This window comes from Dyella sp. 01N36, from assembly GCF_056399745.1.
The window spans coordinates 81,374-90,539 of sequence record NZ_JBFTRY010000006.1 but is presented as its reverse complement, the minus strand read 5'-3'; the positions used below and the strand labels follow the sequence as shown (position 1 = coordinate 90,539).

Here is a 9,166-nt window from a genome sequence, read left to right as displayed (position 1 = left end):
CGACGTGAAGGGCGCGATCGATCTGCTCAAGCGCGCACTCGACAACGGCACCATGCCGAACGACACCTACTTCCAGCTCGAGTACATGCTTGCCCAGTTCTACCTGGCCAGCGAGCAGTACCAGCTGAGCATCGACACGGTCGACAAGTGGCGTGCCGAAGGCAAGAAGGAAACCGCCGAGTCGTACGCACTCCAGGGCAACGCCTACTACCGTCTCGAGAAGTTCCCGGAAGCGATTGCCGCCATCAAGAAGGCGCAGTCGATGACGGACAAGCCGAACGACAGCTGGAACCAGATCCTGATGGCCAGCTACTCGGAATCCGGCCAGGGCGACCAGGCCGCTCAGGTGGCGCAGCAGCAGCTGTCAGCCAACCCGAATGATCCGAATGCATTGAACAACGCTGTGGCCGTGCTGATGCAGGCGCAGAAGTATCCGGAAGCGATTTCGCTGATGGAGAAAGCGCGCGCCAGCGGTCAGCTCAAGACCGAGAAGGACTACATCAATCTTGCCAAGCTCTACCTGGTTTCGGGCCAGCAGAGCGGCGACCAGAAGGAACCGGCCACCAAGGCGGTTGCCGTCCTTCAGGAAGGCCTGAGCAAGGGCGTGGTCACTTCCACTGCAGAGAACTACACGCTGCTTGGTACGGCGTCTTACATGGCCGACAACACGTCGGGCGCGTTGGCGGCATACCAGAAGGCGATCCCGATGGCGAAGGACGGCGAGGCGAACATCCGCGCTGGCCAGCTGCTTATTCAGGAGAGCAAGTTCAGCGAGGCGAAGAGCCTCATCCAACAGGGCATCGACAAGGGCGTGCAGCACAAGGGCACGGCGTATATGTTGCTGGCCGAAGCGTGTCGTGGTCTGAAGGACAAGCCGGGCACGATCGCAGCCATGGAGAAGGCCGCACAGGATCCCGAAACCTCCGCCAAAGCAAAGGCTTGGCTGAAGGCACAGGGCGCGAGTAAGTAAGGCAGAACGTGTAACAAGTGCGAGGCAGATGGACGTCCATTTGTCTGCCTCACAAGTGCTATACATTTGCCATGTGCTGTTGTACCGTTGAAACCCTTCCGTGTTCCCGTCCAGTGGCAAACGTCATCCGTTTGGATCGATTTGCCGCAGGAAACCGTGACCACGTCTTACCGATTGATTAGCTCCAGATAGTGACAGATGGCCTCAAGTAACGAAGCAACCGGCCAAGGGCCGTTCAATTGGAGGCGTACCTGGGCGCTGGCCGTAGCCATTGCGCTGCATGCGTTCGCGTTCCTGTTGCTGGTGGCGCCCATGGCACCGCCGAAGCAGGTACAGAAAGAAAAAGAACGCACGGTCCAGGTTAACTTTATCGAGCCTCCTCCGCCGCCACCGCCACCGCCGCCGCCGCCGCCGGAGCCGCCGAAGCAGCCGCCGCCGAAGATTATTCAGCAGGTCAAGCCGCCGCCGACACCGCCGCCGCCGGCTCCGCCGCCGGCTGTGGAAGAAAGGTCCAATAATGCTGTTGCTGCGGCTCCGCCGGCACCGCCTGCTCCTCCGGCACCGCCTGCAGATATCACAGCCAGTCAGGACATCAGCTATAACAGCCGTATTCAGCCCAAGTATCCGCCGCAGGCAATTCGCCAGCGTCACGAGGGCACGGTCACGCTGATGATCTTGGTGGACGTGGACGGCACACCTAAGGACATCAAGGTGGAAGCGTCCAGCGGGTATCGCGAGCTGGATCAGGCCGCGATTGAAACGGCACGCAAGTGGCGCTTCAATCCGAACATAAGGAACGGGCAAAAGACGGAAGGTTATGTCCGCGTCCCGGTCAATTTCAATCTCAATCAGCTGTAACTTCGGTTACGGTCAATCAGTTCACGCTTGACTTTCCAAGGGTAGCGTTATGTTCCTGCAAACTTCTCCGGCCCCCGCGGGCGGTACCACCAACGCCGAAGCCATGAAGTCGATGGGCTTCGATCACCTTATCCACAACTTTGATCCGCTTGGCTGGATCGTGTTCGTGGTGCTGGTGGTGATGTCCTTCTCTTCCTGGTACTTCATTGTCGCCAACGCCATCCGCAACTCCATGGTTCGCGGCCGCGCTGACAAAGTCATCAACGGCTTCTGGGCCAATGGCTCCACCCAGGACGCCATTCGCGAACTCGAAGCCCAGCCCAAGGGCGAACCGTTCTCGAAGATCGCTCTCGACGCAGCTTCGGCCGTCGCTCACCATCAGCAGGCTTCGGCCGGCGGTGGTCGCCTCGCCGAGTCGCTGAGCCGCTCCGAGTTCATCGATCGCGCCCTGCGTCAGGCTGTTGCTCGCGAGAGCCTGCGCCTGGAAGGCGGCCTGACCCTGCTCGCCACGGTCGGTTCGTCGGCACCGTTCATCGGTCTGCTTGGTACCGTGTGGGGCATCTACCACGCGCTGATCAAGATCTCCGCGTCGGGCAACGCTTCGATGGAAGCCGTGGCCGGTCCGGTGGGTGAAGCTCTGATCATGACCGCCTTCGGTCTGTTCACCGCTATCCCGGCCGTGCTCGCCTACAACTTCTTCAACCGCTCCAACCGTCTGACGTACGCTCAGTTCGACGAGTTTGCGCATGACCTGCACGACTTCTTCGCCACCGGCGCTCGCGTCGAAGGCAAGTGAGGATCTGACCCATGGCAATGAGTACCGGAGGCGATTCCGGCGGCCCGATGTCGGAGATCAACGTTACGCCGCTCGTCGACGTAATGCTGGTGCTGCTGATCATCTTCATGATCACCGCGCCGCTGATGTCCCATCGAATCACCGTCGAGCTGCCGACTGCCAATCCGAAGGTTCCGGATACTGAGCAGGTGACGCCGATGGACTTGGCCGTGAAGCCTGATGGCACGCTGTACCTCGATGACGTCGAAGTCACCGAGGCGGAACTGAAAGCACAGTTTGCGGTGAAGGCGACGCTGACGCCGCAGCCTGAGCTTCAGATCCGAGCGGACAAGACCACGCAATACAAGATCGTCAAGAAGGTCCTCGCTGACGCCAAGGAATCCGGCATGGTGCACGTCGGCTTCATGACGACCGGCAAGGAGTAAGGGTCATGGCATTCAGTTCTGGAAGTGGTAAGGGGCCAATGGCTGACATCAACGTCACGCCGCTGGTCGACGTGATGCTGGTGCTGCTGATCATCTTCATGATCACGGCGCCGATGCTTACCCATAAAGTGAAGATCGACCTGCCGCAGCCGAATCCGAACATCGTGCAACCGGAGAATCCGCCGGAGCCAGTTCGCCTCAAGATCGACCAGTCCGGTGCGCTGTACTGGAACGATACGCCGGTGGATGAGCTGGGCCTCAAGGCGCAGCTCGCGGTGATCGGTGGTCTGGGCGATCCGGCCAAGCAGCCGGAAGTGCAGATCAACGCGGACGATGGTGTGGCGTACGAGCACGTTGCTCGTGTGCTGGCTGATGCGAAGAGCTACGGCCTCACCAAGATCGGCTTCACTGAAGGTCAGTAATTCAGTAATACCGTAAGGCATTACCGCAAGACTACCCTTTGGACCCCCGCCCAGTGCGGGGGTTTTTTTCGGCTGTAGAAAACCCAGGCGACTGCGTTCGGGCCTTTTGCTGCGTCAACGTTCGGACGTATGGATGGCCAAATGTCCGCGAGGCTGCGCACGACGATGCACGGTGGCGCGCACGCAGAAGTGGCGAAACCACGCAATCGATTCCGGTCGGTTCCGGCACGATGGCCGCAGTGCGGCCACGAGCTCAGCGCAGGATCTGCAGGTATCTGCGAACCGTAGTCGCCATGCCTTCGTACAGCGCTTCGCCAATCAGCGCGTGGCCGATGGATACTTCCGCCAATCCCGGAATGGCAGCCTTGAACGTGCCCAGGTTGGCCTGGCTCAAATCATGTCCCGCATTCACTGCCAAGCCCGCATGCTGGGCACGTCGAGCCGTGTCCGCGCAGCGCTCGAGCTCCTGCTGCACCTGGCCTTCTTCGAAGGCTTGCGCATAAGGGCCGGTATAAATCTCGATGCGCTGCACGCCGATGGCTACCGCCTCTTCGAAGCCGGTCGCGCCCGAATCCACGAACAGGCTTACGCGACAGCCAATGTCGCGTAGTGCGGCAACCAGCGGTTTCAAGGTCTCGATATCCCGGGTGAGGTCGAAGCCGTGATCGGACGTGATCTGGCCATCGCCGTCCGGCACCAGGGTGACCTGGTTCGGCCGCACTTCGCGCGCAAGTTCGATCAGGCCCGGATAACTGCCGCGTGGCCCGGCGAACGGATTGCCTTCGATGTTGTACTCGACGCGACCGCGCGTGATTGCTGCCAGTGCACGCACGTCGTCAGGACGGATGTGCCGCTGGTCGGGTCGCGGATGCACGGTGATGCCACCGCAACCCGCGTCGATGCAGGTATGCGCCGCGCGAAGAATGTCCGGTTCACTGCCGCCGCGCGAATTGCGCAGTACGGCGATCTTATTGACGTTGACGCTGAGCAGGGTCATGGGTGGGACAGTACTCGTCGAGAGGCTGGAAGCCGCTAACAGTATGCGTGAGCGACGATCATGCGGACGCGATGGGCGCCCGGATCCTGATCGACTCGCTGCTACGCGCCGATTCCTCTATGCGGGCCACACCGGCCTCGCAACCGTTCAGTGTGCTCTTGCAGTGGCTCAGGCAGAGCGTTGCAACGGCGGGTTGCACACATTGCGCCGATCAATCCGTACCGGCAAGTGTCCACTGGCGGATCCGACGCGGTGTGCCTTGCCAGGCCAGCGTGCCCACATGTGCGTCATCCAGAATCAGGCGATGCAGCTGCCACTGCTGGGGCTCATAGCCATCCAGTCGATGCAGCACGGGCAGATGGGATGGGCCGCTGATGCTCAAGCGGTGCAGTCCGAACGCCAGGCCGCGGCCGACTGCCTTGAGCACGGCTTCCTTGGCCGTCCATAGTTCCAGAAAGGCGCGGTCGCGMTGGTCGACCGGCAGCGCCTGGAGCGCTGCCGTTTCGTCGGGACTGAAATAGCGCTGCGCAATGGGTACAGCCTTGGGATGCGGCCGCAGTCGCTCCAGGTCGATTCCAGGCAACACGCCGCGCGCGATGGCGATCAGTGCCTGGTCGTGGCTGTGCGACCAATTGAAGGAGAACGCATCGCGCTGACTGCCCGACAGCTCCGGCCGCCCATGCTCGGAAATCTCCAGTTCCACAGCGTCCGCGCCGACGCCCAGATAGCCGCCCAACATCGCCAGCAAAGGCGCGCGGCCTTGATGGTGGTCGTAGGCGAGCCGCCAGACGTGAATATCCTCGTCACCCAGCTGCGCAGCCAGCTCGGCCGGTGTCTGGCCGTCGGTCGTGATCATCTGCCCATGTTGCCGGCTAAGGGGCGATACTTACAAGCACGGCGGTCGCCACGGAACGGCACGCTGGTCTCAGCCACTGCAGGAAGCCCTCATCTCGGAGAACACCGCTTGATAGYCGGATGGCTGCTGCTGCYGGTCTCGCTGCTGTACGTCGGGTTGCTGTTCGTGGTTGCCTATGCGGGCGATCGCCGGCCGCTCTACCCGCGCCAGCCGCGGCTTCGTCCGATCGTCTACAGCCTTGCGCTGGCGGTGTATTGCTCCTCGTGGACCTTCTATGGCGCGGTGGGTACGGCGGCCCGCGAAGGGCTGAGCTATCTGCCGATCTATCTGGGTCCGATCCTGTTGTTCGTGTTCGGCTTCGGCTTGTTGCGGCGCCTGGTGCTGCTGGCACGCCAGCGCAATATCACCTCGATCGCCGATTTCATCGGTGCGCGCTTCGGCAAATCGCATGGCCTGGCCGCACTGGTGGCGGTGATCGCGGTGATCGCCGTGGTGCCGTACCTGGCGCTGCAGTTCAAGGCCGTGGCGATGTCTTACGCGGTGCTCGGCAGCCCATCGCCGGCAGGCACCTCGCAATTCAGCGACAGCGCGCTCTGGTGCGCGATTCTGCTGGCCACCTTTGCCATCCTGTTCGGCACGCGCACCATCGACGCCACCGAACACCATCACGGCATGATGCTGGCCATTGCCGTCGAGTCGCTGATCAAGCTCATCGCCTTCATCGTGTTGGCTGGCTACGCGCTCTGGCGTGGACCGGGTCTGGCGGTCACCACGCAGTTGCCGCTTCAACAACTCTCCGAAGGCGTCTCCCCCGGCTTTCTTGCGCAGACGCTGCTCGCGTTCTGCGCGATGTTCTGCCTGCCACGGCAATTCCAGATTGGCGTGGTGGAATGCGAGGACCCGCACGACGTATCGCGCGCACGTTGGCTGTTTCCCATCTACATGGTGATCGTCAGCCTGGCCGTGCTCCCCATCGTGGCGGCGGGCCTGCACCTGCCGCAGCTGCAGGGTGGCAACAAGGATGCCTGGGTGCTCACCCTGCCGATGGCCTACGGCGATCGCGGCATGGCGCTGCTTGCCTTCATCGGTGGCTTCTCCGCGGCGACGGGCATGGTGATCGTGGCGTGCGTGGCGTTGTCCACCATGATCAGCAACGACATCGTCATGCCGATGCTGCTGCGCATTCATGCGCTCAAGCTCGAGCAACGCGCGGATCTGTCGCAACTGGTGTTGCTGGTGCGACGCATCGCCATCATTGCGCTCGCTGCGATGGCCTATGTCTATTATCGCGTGGTGGCCGATACCACCAATCTCGCCACCACCGGCTTGCTGGCGTTTGCAGCCGTCGCGCAATTCGCGCCGGGCATCGTTGCCGCGCTCTACTGGCGTGGTGCCAGTCGAAAAGGCGTGGCGGTGGGGCTGGGCGCGGGCTTCCTGGTCTGGGCCTACACCCTGCTGCTGCCAGGCTTGAACCGGGAGGCGGACTGGCTGGATACGGGTCCGATGCACCTGAGCTGGCTGCAGCCGCAGGCACTGTTCCATTTGAGCGGATGGGACCCGGTGATGCACGGCACGTTCTGGTCGCTGCTGGTCAACGTGTCCTGCTTGATCTTCGTCTCGCTGCGCTTTCGACCCAACCTGGAAGAGCGCCTGCACGCTGCGATGTTCATCGACCCCTATGCTGTCGATAGTCGCGGTGCGGGCGATTGGCGCGGTCGCGTCGCGGTGGCGGATCTGCGCACCATTGCCGAACGGATCGTCGGCGAGCGCAGCAGCCAGCGTGCGTTCGAGGACTATGGCGAGCGCCGCGGCAAGCCGCTGCAAGCCAGCGAGGCTGCCGATCGCGCGCTGATCCAATACACCGAGCGTTTGCTTGCCTCTGCGGTGGGCGCTGCGAGTGCGCGACGCATCCTGATGGGCGCACTGTCGGGCTCAGGCCTCGATATCGCCGAAGCGATGGCCTTGATGGACGAAGCCTCGCAGGAACTGCGCTTCAACCGCGAGCTGTTGTCCACCACGCTGGAAAACGTGTCGCAAGGCATCAGCGTGATCGACGCGAACATGCGCGTGGTCGCGTGGAATCGGCGCTATCTCGAATTGTTCGACTATCCCGACGGTATGGTCTACGTCGGCGTGCATGTGGCCGATTTGATCCGATGGAACGCAGAGCACGGTGAGTTGGGTCCGGGTGAAGTCGAGGCTCATGTGGCCAAGCGCCTCGGCCACATGCACGCCGGTTCGCCGCATGTATTCCAGCGCATCCGTCCGGATGGTTCGGTGATCGAAATGCGCGGACGCGCGCTGCCCGGCGGCGGCTATGTCACCACCTATACCGATGTCACGGCGTACAAGCATGCCGAGCAGGCGCTGATCGAGGCCAACGAGAATCTGGAACAGCGCGTGGAGCTGCGCACGGCCGAGCTCAGCGAAGCGCTCAACTCCGCCGCACATGCGCGTCGCGAAGCAGAGATGGCGAATGCGTCGAAGACGCGCTTTCTGGCAGCGGCGAGTCATGACCTCTTGCAGCCTTTGAATGCTGCGCGCTTGTTCACTGCGGCGTTGCGCCAACATCCCGGGCTCGACGGCGAAGCCAGCTTGCTGGCCGAGCGCATCGACGCCTCCTTCCGTGCAGCTGAAGATCTGCTCGATGCACTGCTCGATACCTCGCGCCTGGATGCCGGAAGCTATCGCGCGGACATCAGCAATGTGGCGTTGTCGGATCTGTTCGAATCGTTGATGGCGCAGTTCGCCGTGATCGCGCAGCAGCGCGGACTGCGATTGCGCGTGGTGCCCACGAAGCTGGCCGTGCGCAGCGATCCTCAATTGCTGCGTCGCGTGCTGCAGAACTTCATCTCCAACGCGCTGCGCTATACGCGCGAAGGCGGCATCCTGGTTGGTGCGCGCCGCATGGGCGATGAAGTGCGACTCGAGGTGTGGGACACCGGGCCGGGTATCGCGGCGGAGCAACGGGCGCGGATCTTCGGCGAGTTCCAGCGACTGGATCGACCATCGCCTTGGGGCGAGAAGGGCTTGGGCCTGGGCCTTTCCATTTGCGAGCGCATCGCCGGCATTCTGCAGCACAAACTCGAGCTGGTTTCCCGCGAAGGCAAGGGCAGTCGCTTCGCGGTGCGCGTGCCGCGCGCGGAAAGCGCGATACCGCGTCGCCGCACGAATGTTCATCCGATGTCGAACGAGCAGTTGCCGCTCACCGTGCTATGCCTGGATAACGACACTGCCATTCTCGACGGGATGCGTGCGCTGCTGCAGCGCTGGGGCGTGGATTGCCGAACAGCGATCGACGTGGCGGAGGCCGAGCAGGAACTGCGACGCGGTGGTGTCGACCTGATCCTGGCCGACTATCACCTCACCGATGATATGGATGGCTTGCAGGCGCTCGAGGAACTGCGCACGGTGCTGGGTGAATTGCCGCCGATTGCGATGATTACGGCGGATGGCAGCAGTGAGTTGAAGCAGCGGGCGCGGGGGTTGGGGTATCCGATTTTGCATAAGCCGGTGAGGCCGGCGGCGTTGAGGGCGTTGTTGAGTGCGTTGGTGCGCAGGCAGACGATGGCTTAGTTCCTGATGCGGGAGCTGAGCGTGCGTCAGCGTCTTGCGGGTTGTTCTCTTTAGATCGCCATCCCGGCGAAGGCCGGAGTGCTTTTTAACAGCCGAAGGCTGGTCATCAAGAACTTCGGTGTTCCCTTGTCACCTTGGGGCCAGGGTGCCGCCTGCGCGGCGGGCGTTTCGAACGGCTGCCGCCGCTCGAGTCACTTTTCTCTTGCTGGCCCAAGAGAAAAGTAACCCAAAGAGAATGGCCTAAAACGCCCGCAGCATCGTGTTGG

At 62.4% G+C, this 9,166-nt stretch carries 8 protein-coding genes; 6 read left to right on the top strand and 2 right to left on the bottom strand.

Annotation, left to right across the window (positions count from 1 at the left end):
• From AC1DMG_RS02980 to AC1DMG_RS02960, 5 genes are all read left to right on the top strand, one after another.
• The coding region (locus AC1DMG_RS02980; RefSeq protein ID WP_477180166.1) for a tetratricopeptide repeat protein at window positions 1-970 on the top strand (970 nt) is incomplete at its 5' end.
• A gap of 198 nt (window positions 971-1,168) precedes the next feature.
• Window positions 1,169-1,828, top strand: a complete 660-nt coding sequence (locus AC1DMG_RS02975; protein ID WP_121883796.1) for an energy transducer TonB — start codon at window positions 1,169-1,171, stop codon at window positions 1,826-1,828.
• 49 nt (window positions 1,829-1,877) lie between these two features.
• Complete coding sequence (locus tag AC1DMG_RS02970; RefSeq protein ID WP_046972825.1) at window positions 1,878-2,624, top strand: MotA/TolQ/ExbB proton channel family protein; 747 nt, start codon at window positions 1,878-1,880, stop codon at window positions 2,622-2,624.
• Between the two features lie 11 nt (window positions 2,625-2,635).
• Window positions 2,636-3,049, top strand: coding sequence for an ExbD/TolR family protein (locus AC1DMG_RS02965; protein WP_046972824.1), 414 nt, complete (start codon window positions 2,636-2,638; stop codon window positions 3,047-3,049).
• A 5-nt stretch (window positions 3,050-3,054) separates the two neighbouring features.
• Entirely contained in the window at window positions 3,055-3,471 is a 417-nt protein-coding gene (locus AC1DMG_RS02960) for an ExbD/TolR family protein (protein ID WP_046972823.1), read from the top strand.
• Window positions 3,472-3,724: 253 nt separating this feature from the next.
• On the opposite strand, the gene AC1DMG_RS02955 is transcribed toward AC1DMG_RS02960, so the two are convergent.
• Both AC1DMG_RS02955 and AC1DMG_RS02950 read right to left on the bottom strand, forming a co-directional pair.
• Window positions 3,725-4,468, bottom strand: coding sequence for a pyridoxine 5'-phosphate synthase (locus tag AC1DMG_RS02955; RefSeq protein ID WP_441601812.1), 744 nt, complete (start codon window positions 4,466-4,468; stop codon window positions 3,725-3,727).
• Window positions 4,469-4,679: 211 nt separating this feature from the next.
• Window positions 4,680-5,324: a 4'-phosphopantetheinyl transferase family protein gene (locus AC1DMG_RS02950; RefSeq protein WP_477180165.1), complete on the bottom strand. Its 645-nt coding sequence runs from the start codon at window positions 5,322-5,324 to the stop codon at window positions 4,680-4,682.
• Window positions 5,325-5,432: 108 nt separating this feature from the next.
• Here AC1DMG_RS02950 and AC1DMG_RS02945 point away from each other — a divergent pair, with 108 nt between their 5' ends.
• The gene (locus tag AC1DMG_RS02945; RefSeq protein WP_477180164.1) at window positions 5,433-8,900 is read left to right on the top strand and encodes a hybrid sensor histidine kinase/response regulator; all 3,468 of its coding nucleotides are present in this window, start codon (window positions 5,433-5,435) and stop codon (window positions 8,898-8,900) included.
• The last annotated feature ends 266 nt before the right edge of the window (window positions 8,901-9,166 follow it).